This is a genomic window from Epilithonimonas sp. 33E (assembly GCF_059372615.1).
In genome coordinates, this window is record NZ_CM182009.1 from 2,097,398 (window position 1) to 2,118,662 (window position 21,265).

The window sequence follows — 21,265 nt, forward strand, 5'->3', positions numbered from 1 at the left end:
AAACGAAATCCTGCGGTGCAAGTCAAAAAACTATTTCTGTTCACTATTTTTTTTGTAAAAGTTTTCTTTAATTCTAGCCAATTCATTTTTTTGTTCTTCCAATAGATCTTCTAAATCTTTGAACATATGATCAACTCTAGAAATATTATCATCCGACATTTTAAAATTATTTAAATCAACAACACCCATATTTTTATCAAAATCACTAAAAACTTCTAGCATCTCTAAGAAACTGATTTGCTCCCGAGTTAAAAACTCTTTATTCTCCTTCATCCATTCCTGATCTTTCAGCAGAATATCTTTATGCAGGTTAATTTGCACAACTTTACTAAAAATTTTTTCAGAATTATTTTTTACAAGATCAACAAATTGTGTCCATTCATTATCTCTTGGCATTGCGTTATATTCCAACCAACGAGGTATAATGATAGGTTCTTTATCCTCCTGTAAGATTTTCAATATCTCCAAAACCGGTTTTAAATCTTCCAAAGGTTGTTTGATTGGGAGATCATCTCTGTTAGACCATAACTTAAGAATAACATCACAGCATTCGGTCATTAATTGTTTTTTTTCGCTTTCAGATTCAGCAGCATTGATTCCGGAGATAAGTTCTGCTATATAGTGGGACATCCATCTAGCAAGTGTATTACTAGAATATTCAAGGTTTAGTTCCTTAATGAGCTTCTCACCCAATTTTATAATTGACTCCTCTGAGTGTTTTGACTGTTCCATCTGCTTTTATTAGGTAAAGTTTTATTTGATATCTGTTATCGCTGTCTCTATTTCTGTAGTGCCTCTCTTCGAGTTGTCTTTCGATCATACATCTTAAGATTAGATCCTTTTTTTCCTGTTTTAAAAATTCAACTAAAAAATTCTTCGATATTTTTAAAATACTGCCAGAAGATTCAACACCTGTATTATATTTTCTATTTCTCGGTTCATCGTTAGAAACCTCATTCCAGTTTTCGAAGACACTTATCAATGAATTTTTTGCATAACCCATTTTATAGTATTCATCATAAGTTACGTCATACTTTTTTTGCAAGCCATCTTCCAAAACAAAAGAACCTTGTTGATTACGGTTAAAAAGTTCATCCTGTGAATCAAGACCTTCGTATTCCGATTTAAATTCTTCTATCCACCCTTTCAAAAGGAAATCTTTTTCATCTGTTGCTTCATCATCATCTTCATCTTTAGCAAGAGGAAAATAATAATCGTAGCTATCTTTTGTCGTATGCAAAGCCCTCAATAAAGCATCTGATTTATCTGGAGAGACCAGATTTGATATAATACTTACTGACTCTTGATTAGCTCCCATATACATTGTAATACCACCATATACATAGAGAAAAGGATCGGCTTGATCCAAAAAGCCTACTCCCGAATCAAAATCATCTTCTTGGATCTGATCACGCCAAATCAAATCAAATTTGTTTTCGCCTTTCTTCCAGTATTTCTTTTTTAGTGGAAGCGGATCTCTTAAATCCGATAGCCAGAAGTTATCAAAAGCATTAGCTTCAGATTTTAACCAATCCTCCCAATCCTCCTTACCATCTAAATAATCAGTTTTAACGAATGGCTCATTTTCCAACAAAAAATTAGCGGCGCAGTACATAGCGTGATATTGCCAATAAATAGAAATATCTTCGACTTCCGGGTTGCTTCCGTGGTCATTTCTTGTAAGATGCCAATCTCCATTATAAAGCTGGCTTCCTATAAAATCATCTTCGTTAGGATTGCCAACGTACCCCCATTCTTCAGCAATAATTTTGTCTGCAACGTCTGCTACATCATATTCCGACAAGTTGAAAGGATCTCCAACCTTGTCATACCAATACGGCAATGTATCCAAACTACTAAATTTAAAAAGCCAACTATCGGAATCACTCCGTGCAAATTTTCGTTGCTTTCGGGCGTATTTTTTTTCCTCAACCATTTCAAATTTAGAATTATTCATTTGCAGAATAAAATTTAGCTCTTCATCTGTAAATACAGAGTTATCAAATGAATAAAGGTTAAGGCAACTTTTCTTAATATAATGCCTGATCAGGACATGAGGGAGGTTATTACTTAATAATTCCTGATAGAAAACATCTTTCAAATGCAAAAGTTTCTTTGGGTTCTCTTTTGATATTCTGTCTAAAGCAATCCACAAATATAATTTAGAAGACATCCAGTAAAACATATAGTTTTTCTCTTGGAAAGGAAGACAATTTTTTTCATTTTGTTTTTTAAGAAGTATATCAAATATACCTGTACTACCCAAGTTTACCATTTTCCGTAATGAATGGATAGCCCGCCAACGTAGACGCTTATCAGGATGACCAAGAATAAACCTCATCATATCTGCAACATTTTCAATACAGTCACTCGAAGGTCTTAATTCTTCACTCCAAAGACCGTCAGCTATATCAGGTTGAATTGGTAAGTTCCATCTTTTGATTATCCACTCTAATAATTCTTCGTTTTTATCTTTGGTGAGAGTATTCTTGATAAGCTCAAAAGAACTGTAAATAGATTCATCCGAAAGAAGATCAATTTTCTTAGGCAAAATTTTTCTGATAGTAATTTCCAAGATAATATCATCTACGCAGAATAGTTTTGCTAAGCTTTTGATAGAAAATATGCTCAAAGCACTCCCATAGTCAAGCTGATGGAGTCTGCTTATCAATACTTTTTCAAAGTTATCTTTCTTCCAATTTTTTATATCTGGATAAAATTCCCACTCTTCAAAAGCTTTTTCTAATATGTTTTCCAGAGTATGATATTCCAATAAATCACTGCTAACATCCACAAGGGCATTAAGGAAAAACACTTGATCCTCAACCTCACAGTTTTCAATTATATCTTCGAAAAAATTATTAATAACTGATCTACTGTTAAAACTTTCACCGCTGACTATGATATGATCAAGAACTCTTTCTAATGCTTTAACAGATGTAAAATCCAATGAAGCGAGATCAATATTATGATGTTTTTTTTCGTTATCAATATATTTTGATTCCGAATCTTCAGGTTTAGTTTCTAAAGAATCTATAAAATCAACATATTCTTTTATCTCCTTCACTAAATTATCATCAATGAGTTGGCGTGACTTTATCTGATCATATATTTCCTTTGAATAATGCTTATCTTTTTGCAGTTTTAAATCTCGGAACTCAGATTTTATAAATCTATTCTTTATATCAGTTTTTCCACTATTATTAATTCCTGAGATAATCATCTTGTATAATTCTTCCAGATTTCGCCAGTTATAATTTGTCTTAAGATTGATCAGCGACGCTGCCGTAATGTGGTCGATATATCCTACTTCCATTGCTTTTTTAAGCACTGTAATTATTGGACGTCCTAACTTTAGAACGTTTCGATGATGCCAACGGCACATGATCGGAAACATTGAAGATTTATCAATGTTTCCAATTCCCATTAAACCTTCAGCATAAGGAAAATGTTTTTTATCGTAATTTCCTAATTTAATATCGCAATATTCAATAAACTTAGCAAAATCATATGCCATCTTTGGATTATCATTAACAATGCCTATCTGTGACAATTCAAAAAGACATCTTATTTGTGCGAAAGCTTCAGTATCAATTTCCGAAACAGATTTAATTGCTTTTTCAAAAAAATCTTTACTTAGAGTATTATTAATCTTGCTGCTAAGCAGTAAACACTGTAGATAGTTCTCTGTAGATTCATTAGCAGAAACATGAGATTCCTGAATAATTTCTTTTGCCTCATGTAAAAGTTTGAATGATAACTTTAAATATCTTTTGTTTAAGATGATTACTTTTAAAACCTCGAACCTAAGTTTCAACTTTTCGGCCTGCTTGTCAAAGCTATCGATAATTAACTGCATCAACTCACCTTTATCATCAAAATGATTACAGGTTTTTGCGAGCTTAACCGCCAAAAATATAAATCGGGAATTTGCCCAATAACCAAATTGGTGTTTAAAATCATAATCATTTTGAATATCGCTGCAAATCTTTCGAAATCGTTCCGTAAGCTCAGTCTCTTCAAAACGGTGAGTTAAAAAATCGGAATGCAGCTGATAAACTGGAACAGCATATTTAAAAAAAGCTACAAACTCTCTCTTATCTCTTTCAATTATTTTACGTTGGTCATAATCTTTAATTTTATCAATGTTTCTAAAATTAGAAGGATAGTAATCTTCTAGTTTTTTGTCTGCATTCTGGAGTGATGACATAAGACAGTCCTTTTTGAGAAAAATTTCCATCAATCTTGGTTCATCCTCGAAACGGCTGTCATTAAAGAAAGGTACTTTACCGAGAGGTTTTGAATCAATTCGATTGAGACAATCAATGATTAAAACACTATCAACTCTGTAATAGCTTAAAATTCCGCAAAACTCTACAGCAAACTCATAAAATAATTGACTGAACTCCTTTTTCTTATGAGAAAATACTCTTAATAGGTCTTTAGCAAGCTGAGTCAAATCAAAACTGATTGGCAACTTATATTGAAACAGTTTACAAGATATATATATCTTTTCGTCAATTCTAAATTTATCATATTTCAACCACTCTGAAATCTCAGTTTCACTCGAATTGCTGACAATATTCTCGATAAGATGTTTACCTGCACTAATTTTCGACTCAACAGGACTCCATCTATTGAAGCGTTCCAACATTCTTCTGACTCCGTATAATTTCAAAAAAGCCTCAGCTTCAAATGCTATATCAAGACTTGATATGGGATAATGCCGTAGCTCTTCGTCATTTTTTGTTTTTCTCCAAACAAGCCATTCATTAGCAGTCTTAAGATGCTTGATGGCTATTTCTCTATTTTCGGGTTTACGGGAATTAATGCCAGCAAGTTTTAGATGAAAAGCTCCAGCCCAAGAGCGTTCTTCACTTTTCATTTGAAGCCTTGTCAAAGAATTTTGATCACCAAATCTCAAAACCAAATCCGGATATTTAATAAGAAGATTGGTCAGACCTTTATCTGTTTTAGATTCTTCGGCGGCTATAAATAATAATTTAAAATAATTGATATCATTCTCATGTTCAACACTGGCATTAAGAGCAAGTTTCGTACGGTTGATATAAACTTCCCTATTGCGTATCGGGTCTGTAGGGAAGTCTAAAAATTTTCTATCTAGAACAATATCAATCAATTCATTCTTCAAACCCGATGAGTATAAGATTGCTCCAAGATTTGTAGAAGCGTATTCATCTTTAGTTGAATTGGATAAAAACAAATTTGCAATATCCTGATGTTCTTCCAGACTGAAAGGATATGTCTGTCTTACATAATTCTCGAAATCTTCATCCCTGAAATAAAAATGGTTATTTTCAAGAACAAGTCCATTCCAAATGTCAGATGCTAAATCTTGAAGCAAAGCAATTTGAACATTCATAATTTCTGAAATGTAATTAATTGGCACCGGTCTTGGCAGCATTATGAGTAACTTAAAAAACTCATCGACAAGAGCTCTATTATCCTCTCCAAGCTTAACTATAGCATCTTCGATTTTATCGAGTATCAAATTATCAACAAGCTTACCGTTGGGTTTAAGATAATTAATTACCTCTTTTATTCCCTGATTTCGTAGGGACATTGAATAAAACTGTACTCTTGGAATACCATTGGTAAATTGATGAAATTCTAAAATTTCTCTTTTCGTAATATTTTTAAAATTGATTTTTGCAAATTGAGTTGTTTCCTCCAATGAAAATGGTTGTAGTTCATACTCCAAATGTTTTTTAATCGGGAGTTTGAGAGAATCTTTTCGGTACGTACGAGAGGTTACCACAATATGACAACCCTCTGGAATTTCCATATTGACAAGATCTTGGACAAAGCTTCTTTCTCCAAACGATTCTGCCGCTGTTACACTATTATCAGCAGCATCAATAATGAGCAGTAAATAAGCGTTAGCATCTCTGCTTTTTAAAATTTCAACGCCTGCTCTAATCCTCTTTTTTAGTTCATTCAAATAAACATCATCAGATTCATTTTGTACTAGCAAAAACTCAGTTCCTAATGACTTGGCAAGCTCATTAGCCAACTGTACAATAGCATTTCTATGTAAATGTCTTTTATCTTCCGGATTCTGATATTTACCTGCACCATAACAATCAAAGAGAATAGATTGGCAATAGTCGGGAACAGCATTTTTTATCTGATGAACAATGGTTGACTTACCAATTCCTGCACCACCGTGTAAACAGATGGGTAGGTAAGAAACATTGGAATCAATAACATTTACAATATCCTTCAGTTGTTCTCTTTCAACAGTACGTATATTTTTTTCGAAATTTTGAGAAACAGGAAAAAGATTTTCAAGCGCACTAAATCCAAAACTTGCAATCACATCAGTAACGCCTAAGGTGCGGTCATCCTCACTTTCAGGCATCATCTTATTCCAGACCAGCTGAAATAATGAATTGAACTGTCCTTTAGACTTTATGCTATTTTTTGAAATGGAATTTATCAATTCAAGTTTTAGTAGCTGTCTTGAATTTGATCCACAATCATTAAAATCCAGCAATCTCACAAAATCCGTAAACTCTGTAAGATTAAGACTAGAAGCCTTATGCAGTTTTCCGAAAGCATCTTTATTTAAGTCTGGAATTTCGGAAAAAACCTTGTTGAAACTTAAGGCTCTTTGATTAGTCTTTAAAAATTCCTGAACTTTAAGAATCTGATTGAGATGGGATTGATTAACATTTCTGTTACTGACAAGTTTGATCTTTATTTTTTGCAGAACTTTTTCCCTTCCAAACTCATCCACAAATTTTTTAAAAATATTAGCTAAACGCAGAACGATTGATCCATGAAAAGATTTACTCTTTTTTCCTTCATAAAGTTTGGAAAAAGTAAAATTTTCATCAGCCCTTCTGGTACTGTATTTTAATTGAGATATAAGTATAGAATTGGCGCTGTCGAAATCCTTTCCGCCAAAATATTCCGTTAAATCAATCCCTAAGAACATTTCTCCGGTAGGATCAAGTTTTTTCGAGAGATTTTTCTCAAAACCTTCAATAGTTAAAGCCTTTAGCCCTTGTTTATCAAAGTTTAGTAATTCCAGAGATTTTTTGATTGTCCACAAAATATGAAAATCATCCCCGGCGCTTGATAAATCGGCATCGGGAATAAACCTTTTATTAACCATTTAACTAATAATTTGTATAGCTAATTTACTTAAAATTATTTGTCAAATTTTATTTAAGTAACCGCAAATTTTCCTATTCCAAAAAAAAAATAGTAAATCAAATGAGTCTTTAAGAGTCCCTCGATTAAAGAAATTTAAATGAGTAGACATTTCAGCTTTGAACTTTTCTTCTGATTGTATTCCAAAGTCTGTAAACGGAAGAGGTAAGTTGATCTAATCTTTAACATAATTGGATACCCACAAGTTTTTTCACGTTTTTCTGGGCTTGCAAAAGTTAACCAATGGATGTTATCTTGCTTAAACAAATACAGTATAGATTAATGTTTATGAATTTAAAGGTAAGACGAGCCAAGGAATTACTCTTGAGTTTATCATAAAGAATAATCAACTTAAAACTGTATACCTTATCGTTTAGTTATTTTAAGAACAAAATAGCTTGTCATTTTCCAAATTTTACTTAATTTTAAATAAAGCAATATTTTTTTATAAAGCATCATTTAGAAACATAAATTATAATGAAAAACTATTACGCATCCGAAGAACTTGCTCAGATTTTACTAAATAATGGATTCGTAGACATCACTGATAAGAAATTCCCGCTGCACTTTAAGCAAATAAAAGAAAATGGCTATGACCCTGAAAAAGCTAAACGAGCATTTAGGATAAATACTAAAGATCTGATTCTTTTCGATTATATCACAGTTAAATTTGTCCACAAAGGAAATGGTTGTAGTGCAACAAATATGAGAAAAGAAATATCTGAAAATGAATTGAAATCAGCCATTGCATTTTTTTAAACTTCCTTATCAAACCAGAAATGCTATAATGCGATCAGGTGTTGCAATTCCTACATTACATCAGGATTACAGATATATTCAAGAAAATCCATCCTACAATAATCCCAGAAATAAACATATTGTTAAAGCTTTTGAAGAAGTTAAAATTAAATGAATGAATTTTTTTAGAAAAATTATATTTTTTCTAAAATCCATCTTATTAAAAATTCATTTGCAATCAAAATATAATTCTCTGCTTCTTGTTTAGATTTTGTCTGTCCAGGGTGAGCCGCAGAATTCCTCTGAATTCTTAAGCGCTCAAGCAGATTAATTTTTAAATTATTTGCATTATTAAATATTGTAGATAAATGTTGTCTCAAATTATTAAGTTCAGAAGGATTGCAACTCACACGACGTGTTCTACCTGATTTAAATTTTTCTAGCGAACCCTGCATTTTTGCCAATGTCAAGCCGGGTATTCTCAGTGGAGAAAACAAAATCTGCAGCTCATTCTCGATTGCTCTTCCATACTGGATAATAACAGGCGAGAAATCACTATTTAAATCTGTCGTAGCAAGCAAAAGTTCAGCAGAAGATAGGTATTTAACAGTGGTACTATTTAATTTATGGATATCAAAATTGTTAGAAATAATTCCCTCATAAACCGAGATATCTAACTTATTAACATACTCATCAATTCGCAATTCAAGATCATTGATTCTTTCATCATCTTGGACACTTTTTTCTTTCAAATTATTAAAATCATTAACAAATTGAATATTCAGGAGACTATGTTCTAAACTGGTTGTTTCATCAAAAAAACCACTATCAAATACATTATAATCGATACTGCCGTCATCAGAGATACTTAAAGATGACATTTGTTCGATATTAGTATTAGACTTCGCTTTATTCCTAAGATAAAATAATTTTACTCTTTTGCCTTTAAGCTTCTTTGCAGCTACTAAATTCTGAAAATTACGAATAAGATATTCACTGTGAGTTTCGATTATTAATTGGATATTAAATTTGTCATTGGCCTCTAAAAACATTTCTGCAAGAAGTGACTGCCACTTAGGGTGCAGATTAGCTTCCGGTTCTTCGATAAGAAGCAAACTTGGAAGATAATAAATCTCCATATGATAACCATATTCATTATCAGGAACCTCTTTTTCCCTTCTATTTCGTTTTGCCTGCACACAAATTTGAATTAATATCAAAATCAATTGTTTAATACCATACCCAAAATCAACTAGCTCACGATGACTTCCATCAAAATTAGTAACTGAAATAGAGATTAATTGAAGCTTTACCTGAAAATCAATGCTAATATTTAATCCTATTTCGAATTTTTTTAAATACTTTTCCATGAAAGGAAAACTTGATTCAAATGCATGGTAATCTTTAAGTAAATTTATAAATGGAGAGTTACTAGATGCAGAATAAACTCTAGCATTCTTTTCTTTTACCGCTGAAAGATAGTTAACCGTTAAAATCCTTTGCTGCAAAAGATCCCAAGCACTTTTAAAACAATTTTCAATTACATTATATTGAAGATTATTTTTATCTGTTTCTATCCAAAATACTTTCTGCTTGATGATATTAACAGAAGCCAGATAAAGAATTTCTTCTACTGTTGGAGGTGGAGTAAAATCATCTACTTCAAAATCACTCTCTCTGATTACTGCCCTATCACTAACAATATTATCTTGCAATCCATCAACAAATATAGTCCAAGAACTTAGATTAATATTGTCTTTAAAGGATTTAATGAGTACGGACGGAACAAATGGAACATGTTCTTTAGATGCGATACCATCCATATCCTCCAACCACTCTACACTATTGTCATTATCTTCATAAATTTTATAGAATCTGTATACGTTTTTTAATTCTTTCTTAAGCTTTCCAAAGTTAATAGTCCATTCGACAAATCCTTGAAGCTGGTTATAAGGTAGAATTGGTACATATTGTGAAAAAATAACATCTTCAGAATTTTTCTTATAAGCTTCGAATTTTTTTTCGTTTTCTTCTTTTTCTTTTTTGTACTCAATATCATCTATCGCTAAATCATTGTCAGTAGCTTTTTTATATGCAAAAGAAAACAAAAGTGATTCATCTTCATTATCAAGTACCTTGATTTCTCTTAATTTTGCTTTATATTTTTGATTAGATTGTACATCAAAAGATAATGAAACAAACAAATTAGTCAATCCTAAAAATGTAAAAGGAAGAGAAATTTGCATTCTATTATTCTTACTATTGTGCAAAACATTGTCAAAATCTCCTAATAAATGTTCTTGTAAACTCAAATCAAGATCAAACACTGATTGCCCTTCTTTAATACTATCTCTTAAAAGCTGAAGGAATTTAATAATTGAGCTTTTGCCTGAATTATTTGCTCCAGTTAGTATGTTTATAGAAGACATTTCCTCCTGAAATCCTTCTACATCATCAAATATTCTAAAGTTTTTAAGACCAAGAACGTCTATTAATCTCATTATTAGTTTTTTATTATAATTTCTTTTTAAAGTAAAAGACTTTCCCTGAGTCTTAACTGCATGATCAACGATGAAAATAGCTAATTAAAAATTCACTTAAAAAATGTGACTTAATAATTATTACAAATTTTTAATTTGCTGTTTTATATTTTGTCTAAACATCTAAAAAGTGCTGTAAATTTAAAAACTTTTTTTTCTATAAATTATGGAAAACCGTAATAATTCAGTAGGGAAATTAAATAAATTAGCAAAGCTTATTCAAGACTTTAAATTAAGTATATAAAATTTAATAATTTTACTTTTTTACATTTCAACTTAACTAAGCATGTACATATCTCAGATTAAAATTACCAATTTCAGGAATTTTGAAAATACTACAGTCGATTTTAATGACGGCATCAATGTAGTAATAGGTCATAACAATGCCGGAAAATCAAATTTGGTTTCCGCTCTTTCCTTAGTTATGGATAATTCAAAGTCAAAACGTCTTAATATTGACGACTTTTACAAACTTATTCCGACCGCACATTTATTGACTTCTCCTCCAAAAGTAAGCATTGAAATAACAATCAAAAAAGGATCTTATGAAACGGAGGATGACTTAGTAACCGTTTCAACTTGGCTAACCAGATTAGAGGAAGATTACGAAGCAAAATTAACATATGAATTCTTTCTTCCCGAAAAGCATGTCGAGAATTACCAAACCTTAGTTAGGGAAATTCCTGAGAATGAAAACCAAAATAAAAATATTTGGAATACGATTAAGCATGATTTCCTAAGACTTTATGTAGTAAAGATTTGGGGAGGAAATGTTGTCAATCAATCCACAGCAGACGTAGACTCATTACAAAAATTTGATTTTCAATTTTTAGATGCTATAAGGGACGTCGAGAGAGATATGCTGACGGGGCGAAATACTTTGCTGCGAGATGTTTTTGATTTTTTCATGGATTATGATATCAAAATCCATCCAACAAAAACAGCACCTGAGAAACATATGGATATTAAAGAAAGAAAAATTGAGTTTTCTGAAAAAGCTGAAGAATTAGTAGGTTTGTTACACAGGAGAATTGCATCAGGAAAGGAAGAAATATTATCTTATGCAAAAGATACGGGAGCGTCATTTAACAATGCTGTTCCAGATTTTGAAGGAGTAATATCAGAGACAGAGTTGTATAGTGTTCTAAAGTTAATTGTAGAATATGAGACAGGAATAAAAATTCCTGCAACACGCAATGGTCTTGGTTACAACAATTTAATTTACATGTCTCTTCTTTTAGCAAAAATGCAGGTCAATAATGACGTTAATTATTTGGATAGCAATGCAAAAATATTTTCAATGCTGGCTATCGAAGAGCCAGAAGCTCATCTACATCCGGCAATGCAATTCAAGTTTTTAAAATTTCTCGATGAAAATAAAACTAAAAGAAAAGTAAGACAAATCTTTGTCACAACACATTCAACACATATAACATCCGCCGTTGGGCTAGATGAAATTATTTGCCTGCACAATAATGAAGGAGAAACTATTGTGGCATATCCCGGAAAAACATTTGTTAATGCGGAAGGTCAACCTTTAGATCATAGCAAGAAGTATGTTGAGAGATTTTTGGATGCAAGTAAGTCAGATATGCTTTTTAGTCAAAAGGTACTATTTGTTGAAGGACTTGCCGAACAAATCCTTGCGACGGTATTCGCAGGTTACGAAGATAAATCTTTAGAAGACCATCATGTAAGTGTCATTAATGTTGGAGGAAGATATTTTAAACATTTTCTTTATTTATTCGATTCTGAAAAAGATTTCTCAATATCAAAACCTGTCGTATGTATGACTGACAAGGATCCTGAAAGAAAAAACAGAACAGTAGAAAGATCAAATTTTCAGAAGTGTTATCCATTTGAATATAATAGTGAAGCTGAAACCTTCGATTACCAGCAAAATTCTTTTAGCAACGAATATCAGCGGGAGACTCACCCGAACATTACAGTATATTCTCAAGATTCGGAGTTAGGAAAAACATTGGAATATGAAATAGCATTTTCAAATCCATCATTAAAACTAATTCTAACGGATTCTATGAAAAATAGAAATGAGCTAGAACGTCTAATGGATTTGTACGATCACGAAGATTCAACACTTGAAAATTTCTTTGAAATCCTACGTGAAAGTGATGAGAATGAGAGAATAATTTCCGGCATTACTCTCAACACCTCGCTTGATTTAGATGGTAAGAAAAGATCGATAATTGCAGCAAGATATCTTAATTCCATTGGTAAAGGCGAAAATGCTTTAGAATTGGCAGTTGTGCTAAAGGATAATTTATTAAAAAAAGGTACTGAAGAATATGTAGAGTTCAATGTTCCTCAATATATTAAAGATGCAATAGAAAAGTTATGCCAGTAGAAATATCATCAGATTCCTTAATAGAGATTAATAAACATTTTAAAGTTAAGGCTGGACCTGGTGCTGGTAAAACGCACTGGCTGGTTGAGCACATTAAAAATGTTACAAGAAATTCCACACTAATTTCCGGCGCAAAGAAGATTCTTTGCATTACATATACCAATATTGCAGCTGAAACAGTTTTAACAAGGCTTGGAAGCTCGGCAACTCAGGTTGAAGTATTGACAATTCACAGTTTCTTTTATTCCCATATAATTAAACCTTATCTATCATTCATTGCTGAAGAATATGATTTTGATGTCAGCTCGCTAGATGGTCATACAGATATTATAGTTTCTGATTACTCATTTTTGCAGGAGTGGAAGGCATTAACCGGTCAAAAAAGAATTACCGATGATAATTTAATTACTTACGCCTTTGAAAGACTCAGATGGTTACTAGTAGACGATGAATTGATTGTCAGAACAGATTATCCTTTCAGATTTGGGGGTTATCCTATTAAAAACAGCTCATATTTTGATTACAAAAAAATGACTTGGCAAAGGGGTATACTTCATCATGATGATGTATTGTTTTTTGCCTATCAGATTATCAAAAAGTTTCCTTTTGTTATTAAAATAATCAATAAGAAGTTCCCTTACGTATTTATTGATGAATTTCAGGATAGCAACCCTATACAGGTAAACATAATCGAAAAGTTATCAACTGGTTCTACAATTGGAATCATCGGTGATGTAGCGCAATCCATATATGCATTTCAAGGTGCAACACCTGCACTTTTCGATGGGTTTACATTACCTGAAATGGAGCATTATTTTTTAAAATTTAATCGCAGAAGCACTAATGAAATCATTGATTTCCTAAATATTATCAGGCAAGATCTTCCTCAAGATTATCATAGAACGGTTTCTATATCAAAACCAGTACTTTACGTGGGTGATATGGTCGAAGCTCTGAGAAGAGCTAAAACCTCTTGTCCTGATGGGTATGTATATACATTATCTAGAAATAATATCACTTCCAATGCTATGAAATCAGAAATAAACGGCTCTGGAATGGACGATAAGCTTTTACGGAAAATCAAGTTAGAAGACTCGACTAAAAAAAGGGCTGATCTAATAACAGCGTGTATTACTGCTGTTGCTCTCGGGCAACAATCTAAATTTAAAGAAGCCATAAAAGTTTTAGAAAACGTAATAAATTATAGACGTAATAGGTTAGAAGGAAAAAAGAAAGCTTTACATTACTTAACGATCTTAATGGCAAAATTCAATGACTATAAAGATCTTTCTATGCTTGAATTCTCAGAATTTATCAGACTGAATATTAACGATAGTATTCCAAAAGCAACAAAAGGAAAAGGAAAGATTTTTTATGAAAACAACACATTCCAAAGCGTCTACTTGTGTGTAAATATATCTGAAGATTTAAGCTATCACAGAACAGTCCATAAGGCAAAAGGAGATGAATTTGATAACGTTCTATTAATTTTAAAAGAAGAAAAAGATTTAAAATTTATGTATGAACCAGATTTATACAATTATACGCAGGAAGAACATAGAATTTATTATGTTGGAGCAAGTCGTGCTAAAGATCAACTTTTTATTTCAGTTCCAACACTTGATGTTAATGTTGAAGACATCATAAAAGATATGGTAAATATTCAAAGATTTTAATCGATATTCTAAAAGATGCGATTTTTTTTAACATTTAGCATATAATTCATATTTATTCGAAGAGCTAAGCTAGCCCAATGACATTAAAATCAGTAGGCAAATTAAGGCAATAATATACCAAAGTTAGATATATAAAATACTACTTGTTTTTAAAATTATACTATCCATAGAGAAATAAAATTGTTCTTTTTAGTGTAAAAATAAATCTGGTACATTAAAATATATAGTAACCGTAATTTAAAGATATTCTTGTCAGTTTCATTATTTGGTCTGAAGCATATATTTCGTATAAAAACCTAACTTAAATGTTTTTAAATTAGGTGTTAATTACGTCACATTTATGAAAACAGCTTACTTATACGTCAGAGTAAGTACTGACGAACAAAAAAGAAAAGGTTACTCCCTACCGGAGCAGGAAGACAGATTATTGAAATATTGTAAATACAACAATATCGAAGTTAAAGGAATTTATCGTGAAGACTATTCTGCTAAAAATTTCAATCGTCCAGAGTGGAAAGAATTATTCTCCAAAATTAAAAAGAAGTCATCAGAAGATAAAAATATATTATTTATTAAATGGGATCGATTTAGTCGCAATGTCGAATATGCTTACGAAATGATTGGAAAGCTTCGGAAGTATAAGACAACCGCAATGGCTATCGATCAACCTATTGATTTCTCCGTGCCTGAAAGTACTGTTATGTTGGCTGTATATTTAGCCGTTCCAGAGGCAGAAAATACTCGAAGAGCTCAAAATACTTCTAATGGTATTCGTCGAGCTAAGTTAATGGGTAGATATCCAAATAAAGCTCCCATAGGATTTATCAACGTAACTTTAATTGATGGTAAAAAAGCTATTGTACCTAAAGAACCGGAAGCTGAAATTATAAAATGGGCTTTCAGTCAAGCTGTTCAAAATCATCACAAAATATCTGAAATCAGTAAAATAGCTAATGAGAAAGGATTGATATGCTCACGATCATACTTTTTCCGGATTTTGCGCAATCCAATTTATTGTGGAATCATATCAGTTAAACTTAATTCTAATGAAAGACAGATGATAAAGGGATTACATGAACCATTAATATCTGAGGCATTATTTGATCAAGTTCAATCTGTCATTAATACAAAAAGAAAAATGACAGCTAAAAGAGATGATTTAAAAGAAATGTTTTTTCTTCGAGGCTTTTTGACTTGTCCTGTTTGTGGTCGAAAACTTACCGGAAGTTTTTCAAAAGGTAAGCAGAATAGATATCCCTATTACCATTGCGACAATCGTTGCAAAATTAGAATTGGTGCAGTTTTACTTAATGACAGTTATCAAAATAAACTTCAAGAATTAATACTAGCAGATAACACGATGGAGTTGTTTAAGAATATTTTGGAAAATCAGAATATAAAGACTCAGAAAGCGAATTATTTGTATGCTCAACAATTAGTAGACAGAAAGATAAAAGAGGAAAAATTAACGCTTTCTCGAGGAAGGAAATTATTTATAGCAGGAATATTAAAGATCGATGATTATAATGAATTAAAACAAGAAAGTCAAATCAACACAAAAAATCTGAAGAAAGAAGAGCGTGACATTACTCTTAATTTAAGAGTAATCGATAAAATGAATCAAATGGAAAATAAGACATTTCGTGAGATTTTCCAAAAATTTGTCGAGTTTGATACTTCAGATAAAAAGCATCTTGTGAATCTTATTCCTCCTATTGATATTGATTATAAAACTGGAGACCTTTCATTAGAATTTAAGCCAGCATTTTCAAAAATATTGTCAAAAAAAAGTAATCGAAAAAACAATAGGAAAAATGAATTTCATTGATAGAACTGTTTCAGTAGAACAAGCGATTATTATTCTGGCCAAGAATGGTGTTCAGGTAAATGAGAAAGAAGCTAAGGATATATTAGAATTGCTATATTTAGTAGCAAAAACCTACAATAATTCAAAAGAGAAAAAAAGCTCTAACCTTAAGGAGAATTCGAAATCTTAATGATTGTAGATTACAAGCCTATTGTGGCACTTTCAGACTGTTTATTTCAAACAGACTAAGTATTTTACGTTTAAAACATCGAACACAAAAGGTCAAATTTTAAAAATTTGATAACTAAGCATTTACGGATAAAAAAAGGAGATAACTAATAAATAGTTGTCTCCTTAAGTGACTCAGCGGTTGATTTTCCGAACACTTTTGTAGAAGATTTGAATAAACTTGCTAAACTCTCATCATTAATCATCTCTTAAAATATTATCTACGAAATACAATTCCATTTCTGGTTATTACATATCAGATTGAAATATAAAGAATTATTAGATGAAAGTTTTAGTTCATTATAATACTTGTTTGCAAATACATTAATTAGCAATTTTATAAATTTATAATTACCTAAAAGAAGATACCAACTTAAAAAAATAATAGATAAAAAGTTCCGATTTAATACTCAATAAAAATCGGCAATAATTGTTAAAAAAAAGAGTTACATAGAAAAATCTTTAAATAAAAGTATTTAAAGGTTTTTCTATGTAAATGGTAGTTGATGTTTTATTTACTCCATTTTAAGTTTTGTGCATACTTTGTATGTGGTCCAATTTCATGTGGAAAAGATTTCGAACCCCTCTCATCACCTAGTGTTTGAATAACTTCATCCGTAACCCAGATGTAATTTTCAGATGTTTTATTCTTTAAATCTTTAAGTAATGGCATTTGGTCATCATTAATTACTAAATCAAAAACTTCATAAATAAAAAGACCTTTACCTCCCATATCCAAATCAATTATAGGTGATTGACTTTTTTTCTTAAATCTATAGTCGATGTATCTAAAAGGCCGCCAGTTTAAAATTTCTGTTGCAATTAATTCTTCACAAAATTCTCTCCAAGGCGAACAGACATCATCTCCCCAGTTCTGACTTTTAACAACACTGATGAGCTTTGCTTCAATCTGTAAAGCGTTATCATACTCGGCAGTTACACCATTTGTTCGCAGGTATAGCTCACAGCGTGGAATACCATTTCCCCTATCAGGATGAGGCATAAAATCCTTCAGAATTTTTACAATACCATCATTGGGCATCAATCCTAATTTGCAGTGATCAGATAGGATAAATTCTGTCATCCCCGGAACATTAATATGAGGCTTCCTTCGAAATAAGGCAGTATAGAATTCTGTGCTTCTTTTTTGATCATGTACATATAGTATGATTTTGATTCCGACGATTTGCATCATATTTAAAGTTTTAATGGAGACATTACACACAATAAACAAAATCCTGTATCAGCTTCCTGTAGGATAACGAGCAGTATGATTTATGACACAAAAATAGAAAAAAAAATCAAAATAAGACAAAAATGTCTTATTTATAATATCTTTGCTGAAGAAATAATAAACATCTAAAAAAAGACAATCAATGGATGCAAATTTATCTTCCGCTCACAAAATTCTAGTATTAAATACACTGGCTTTTACCATTTGTTTTGCTTGCTGGACATTGAACGGAGTTCTCGTAACTTATCTCGTAGATAATAATATTTTCAATTGGTCAGTCGTCGAAACTGGCTGGCTGCTCGGAATTCCCATTCTTACGGGCTCCATTATGAGATTACCCTTGGGAATTTTAACTGATAAATACGGTGGAAAACCTGTATTTTCAACCCTACTACTTCTTTGCAGTGTTCCATTGTTCCTACTCTATTTTGCAGATTCCTATTGGATCTACTTTCTGCTAAGTGCCTTATTCGGAATGATTGGGACAGGTTTTGCCGTAGGAATTGCCTTTACATCAGCTTGGTATCCAAAAGAATGGCAGGGACGTGCCTTGGGAATATTTGGGATGGGAAATTCAGGCGCTGCCTTAACCACATTTTTTGCCCCCACTCTACTTAATTATCTATCTGCCGAAGACCCAGAGAATGGATGGAGAATGCTTCCCATACTCTATGGAATTACATTGGTCATCATAGGATGCATCTTTCTACTCTTTGTGAAAAATAAGAAAGTTACCGCACAAAACAAGTCTACAAAACAACTTCTCGAACCTCTCTCGAACATGAGAGTCTGGCGATTTGGTCTTTATTATTTTTTAGTATTCGGCTTATTTGTCGCTTTCTCTCAGTGGTTGATGCCTTACTATGTGAGTGTCTACAAAACCTCATTGGTTTTAGGAGGACTTTTGGCATCAGCCTTCAGCTTACCCAGTGGCGTTATCCGCGCTTTTGGCGGTTATCTTTCAGATATATTCGGTGCTAGAAAAGTGATGTACTGGGTCTTATACTCTTCACTGATTTTAAGCGGACTTCTGATGCTTCCGAAAATGGAGATTCTAACTCCCGGAAAAGGCATCACAGCAAAAAAAACAGGAATCGTAAAAAGTTTTGGAAATGAAAAGATCATTCTTGATAATGCCGAATTTGCTATTAGTGCAAAACCAGAGATTCCCCAACAAACTTCAGTATTACCCGAATCCTTTTCATGGCAGGAAATTTTAGTAAAACAAAACGAGCGCGTACAGAAAAAGCAGCTTTTGGCACAAGGTGTCACATTGATCAAATTTGAAGCACACATCTGGGTTTTCTCAATCTTGGTGATTCTCATCGGCATTATGTGGGGAATCGGTAAAGCAGCAGTTTATAAACATATCCCTGAATATTTTCCGAATGAAGTCGGTGTTGTCGGCGGAATGGTTGGATTAATTGGTGGTCTAGGCGGATTTATTGGTCCTATCCTTTTTGGATATTTATTAGATTTTTCAGGGTTATGGACCAGTTCATGGATTTTCGTATTTCTCATTTCCGCTATCTCATTGTTCTGGATGAATCAGGTTATTAAAAAAATGACAAACAATGCTGCACCGCATCTTAAAGACAGAATTGAGCACGTCAACAACAACAAAGATTAAAATAAACTAAAAGAATAAATTACTACAATATGAACGAGTCAAATTGGTTAACGGACTACGATCCGTCAAATGAAGAATTTTGGAAACGCAGTGGGAAAAAGATAGCTTGGAAAACTTTGGCCATCACCACAGCTGCACTTACTTTCTCTTTCGCAACCTGGTTTCTTTACAGTGTTATCGTTATCAAACTTCCGCACATCGGTTTTCAATTCACAGATGACCAGCTCTTCTGGATGGCCGCTATGCCCGGACTGGCGGGTGGTATTCTAAGAATCGTCAATACATTTCTAATTCCCATATACGGAACAAGAAAAGTTATTTCAATCAGTTCACTGATCAAAATAATTCCTCTTTTAATGTTAGGATTTGCTGTGATGAATCCCCAAACATCATTCACTTATTTTATGCTGATAGGATTCTTATTAGGGATTGGAGGTGGAGATTTTTCATCCTTCATGCCGTCTACTTCATTATTTTTCCCTAAAAAGGAGGTAGGAACAGCACTCGGAATCCAGGCAGGTGTCGGTAATTTTGGGGTAAGTCTGGTACAGCTACTCTCTCCTTTGATTATGAGTCTTACACTGTTCTCATTTTTAGGCGGCGGTGAAATCATCGTGGAAACCGGAAAAACGATCTACCTGGAAAATACTGCATTTATCTATGTGATTCCTTTATTGATCGTTGGAATTTGGGCTTGGTTTTCATTAAAAAGTATTCACGTAAAAGCTTCTTTCAAAGAGCAGCTGGATATTTTCAAAGACCGTCACACCTTGTATTGTACGATGACCTACATAATGACCTTCGGAATTTTTGCAGGATTTTCTGCGGCCTTCCCCCTGATGATAAAAAATCTTTACACGCCTTTGGATAAAAGCATTGACCCTTTGCAGTTCGCTTTCTACGGTCCCCTTATCGGTTCAGCATCCAGAGTTATTTTTGGAAAAGTTGCGGACAAGATCGGTGGAGCATATCTGACCCATTTTACAGGAATATCATTGATAATTTTAATTTCCAGATTGATTCTTGGCGGTTACCTGACCCCAACTTCACCGGATCAATTTCAGGGATTTCTTCTCATAGTATTAGCCATATTTTTCTTCACAGGTATAGGTAATGCAGCGACTTTCAAACAGTTTCCAGTTATTTTTTCAGAATCACCGAGAAAAGCAGCAGGTGTTATCGGCTGGACAGCAGCAGTGGCTGCATTTGGTCCTTTCGTATTTAATATTTTGATCACACAATCCAGAGCATTGACTGGAGATTCCAGATTATTCTTTTGGTTTTTGGTGGTAGGATGTGTTTGTGCAACCGCCGTCAACTGGCATTTCTATACAAAAAAAGGATGTGAAAGACCTTGCTAGTATTTCCTTTAAGCTCGTTTATTAATTTAAAAAATTGTAATGCAAAAGAAAATAACTTCAGTTTTACTGTTGATATCTATCGCTCTGAATGCGGGATTGATCTATCAATTTTTTTACAAGGGTGAAAAGGTAATTGCTGAAAAAGAGGGAAGATATGAAATCAAAATGGCAAAAGAAAACCGGGAGTTTGTTATGGCAGAAATGAGAGGTTTTCTGGAAAGCGTCCAAAAGATCAACGAAGGAATTGCTAAAAATGATCCTGAAATCATTGCAAAAGTCGGACAACAATCCGGAACCTGCAAAGTGGATGCGGTGCCACAAGGTCTTGTAAAATCTTTACCGTTTGAATTTAAACAAATGGGCTTTCAAACTCACGAACTTTTTGATGTGATGGCAAAAATGGCAAAAAAGAAATACGACCGCCAACTAACTCAGGAAAAGCTCAATCAATTGCTCAACAACTGTGTTGCTTGTCATAAAACCTATAAAATAACCACCGAATAATAA

The 21,265-nt window shown here is 32.6% G+C and carries 12 protein-coding genes; 8 read left to right on the top strand and 4 right to left on the bottom strand.

Annotated elements, in window-relative coordinates; genetic code table 11:
- Window positions 1–30: 30 nt before the first annotated feature.
- Together AC5P2S_RS09605 and AC5P2S_RS09610 are read right to left on the bottom strand one after the other, a co-directional pair.
- The gene (locus tag AC5P2S_RS09605; protein WP_002978689.1) at window positions 31–732 is read right to left on the bottom strand and encodes a hypothetical protein; all 702 of its coding nucleotides are present in this window, start codon (window positions 730–732) and stop codon (window positions 31–33) included.
- A complete protein-coding gene (locus tag AC5P2S_RS09610) occupies window positions 686–7,141 on the bottom strand; it encodes an NACHT domain-containing protein (RefSeq protein ID WP_138402056.1) in 6,456 nt (2,151 codons plus the stop codon). The genes AC5P2S_RS09605 and AC5P2S_RS09610 overlap by 47 nt, the downstream gene beginning before the upstream one ends.
- Window positions 7,142–7,656: 515 nt before the next feature.
- Between AC5P2S_RS09610 and AC5P2S_RS09615 the strand changes: the two genes are divergently transcribed.
- Complete coding sequence (locus tag AC5P2S_RS09615) at window positions 7,657–7,938, top strand: hypothetical protein (protein WP_002978687.1); 282 nt, start codon at window positions 7,657–7,659, stop codon at window positions 7,936–7,938.
- 173 nt (window positions 7,939–8,111) lie between these two features.
- Here the strand turns inward: AC5P2S_RS09615 and AC5P2S_RS09620 are convergent, their stop codons facing one another.
- Window positions 8,112–10,418 (bottom strand): AAA family ATPase, encoded by a 2,307-nt coding sequence (locus tag AC5P2S_RS09620; RefSeq protein ID WP_002978685.1) that lies wholly within the window; start codon window positions 10,416–10,418, stop codon window positions 8,112–8,114.
- Between the two features lie 325 nt (window positions 10,419–10,743).
- Here AC5P2S_RS09620 and AC5P2S_RS09625 point away from each other — a divergent pair, with 325 nt between their 5' ends.
- From AC5P2S_RS09625 to AC5P2S_RS09640, 4 genes are all read left to right on the top strand, one after another.
- On the top strand, window positions 10,744–12,822 hold the full coding sequence (locus AC5P2S_RS09625) for an ATP-dependent nuclease (RefSeq protein WP_002978684.1): 2,079 nt from the start codon (window positions 10,744–10,746) through the stop codon (window positions 12,820–12,822).
- Window positions 12,813–14,498, top strand: coding sequence for a UvrD-helicase domain-containing protein (locus AC5P2S_RS09630; protein ID WP_002978683.1), 1,686 nt, complete (start codon window positions 12,813–12,815; stop codon window positions 14,496–14,498). The genes AC5P2S_RS09625 and AC5P2S_RS09630 overlap by 10 nt, the downstream gene beginning before the upstream one ends.
- Before the next feature lie 340 nt (window positions 14,499–14,838).
- Window positions 14,839–16,326 carry a recombinase family protein gene (locus tag AC5P2S_RS09635; protein WP_494554772.1) on the top strand — a complete coding sequence of 496 codons (1,488 nt, stop codon included), beginning with the start codon at window positions 14,839–14,841 and terminating at the stop codon, window positions 16,324–16,326.
- Window positions 16,313–16,495, top strand: coding sequence for a hypothetical protein (locus AC5P2S_RS09640; RefSeq protein WP_002978681.1), 183 nt, complete (start codon window positions 16,313–16,315; stop codon window positions 16,493–16,495). The genes AC5P2S_RS09635 and AC5P2S_RS09640 overlap by 14 nt, the downstream gene beginning before the upstream one ends.
- A gap of 549 nt (window positions 16,496–17,044) precedes the next feature.
- Here the strand turns inward: AC5P2S_RS09640 and AC5P2S_RS09645 are convergent.
- Complete coding sequence (locus AC5P2S_RS09645; RefSeq protein ID WP_494554773.1) at window positions 17,045–17,617, bottom strand: SMODS-associated NUDIX domain-containing protein; 573 nt, start codon at window positions 17,615–17,617, stop codon at window positions 17,045–17,047.
- A 292-nt stretch (window positions 17,618–17,909) separates the two neighbouring features.
- On the opposite strand from AC5P2S_RS09645, the gene AC5P2S_RS09650 reads away from it, so the two are divergent.
- From AC5P2S_RS09650 to AC5P2S_RS09660, 3 genes are read left to right on the top strand one after another with little or no spacing between them, the layout of a single operon-like run.
- Window positions 17,910–19,397 carry an MFS transporter gene (locus tag AC5P2S_RS09650; RefSeq protein ID WP_138402057.1) on the top strand — a complete coding sequence of 496 codons (1,488 nt, stop codon included), beginning with the start codon at window positions 17,910–17,912 and terminating at the stop codon, window positions 19,395–19,397.
- 29 nt (window positions 19,398–19,426) lie between these two features.
- Window positions 19,427–20,758, top strand: a complete 1,332-nt coding sequence (locus AC5P2S_RS09655; RefSeq protein ID WP_494554774.1) for an MFS transporter — start codon at window positions 19,427–19,429, stop codon at window positions 20,756–20,758.
- A 39-nt stretch (window positions 20,759–20,797) separates the two neighbouring features.
- The gene (locus AC5P2S_RS09660; protein WP_002978677.1) at window positions 20,798–21,262 is read left to right on the top strand and encodes a hypothetical protein; all 465 of its coding nucleotides are present in this window, start codon (window positions 20,798–20,800) and stop codon (window positions 21,260–21,262) included.
- The last annotated feature ends 3 nt before the right edge of the window (window positions 21,263–21,265 follow it).